Source organism: Anaerovorax odorimutans (assembly GCF_024459955.1).
Classification (GTDB): Bacteria; Bacillota; Clostridia; order Peptostreptococcales; family Anaerovoracaceae; genus Hominibacterium; species Hominibacterium odorimutans_A.
On sequence record NZ_JANFXK010000197.1, the window covers coordinates 1 to 240 of the forward strand.

At 32.1% G+C, this 240-nt stretch carries 1 pseudogene; it reads left to right on the top strand.

Going from position 1 to position 240, the window contains the following annotated elements:
* Nucleotides 1–71 precede the first annotated feature (71 nt).
* Nucleotides 72–240 (top strand): annotated as a pseudogene (locus NE619_RS19235) (ornithine carbamoyltransferase); the annotation flags it as partial.

Below are 240 nucleotides of genomic sequence, written 5' to 3' on the forward strand. Positions count from 1 at the left end.
TGAAAACAAATGTGAATAATTGAAAGTAAATAAATACAGATAAAAAATAAATGAAAAGAGAGGATAAGACAATGGATTTAAAAGGAAGACATTTTTTGACACTGAAAGATTTTACACCGGAAGAGATCATTTATCTTTTGGACCTTGCCGCAGAATTAAAAGAAAAGAAGAAAAAAGGGATACTTGTCGATCATCACAGAGGGAAAAATGTGGCGCTGATCTTTGAAAAAGACAGTACGC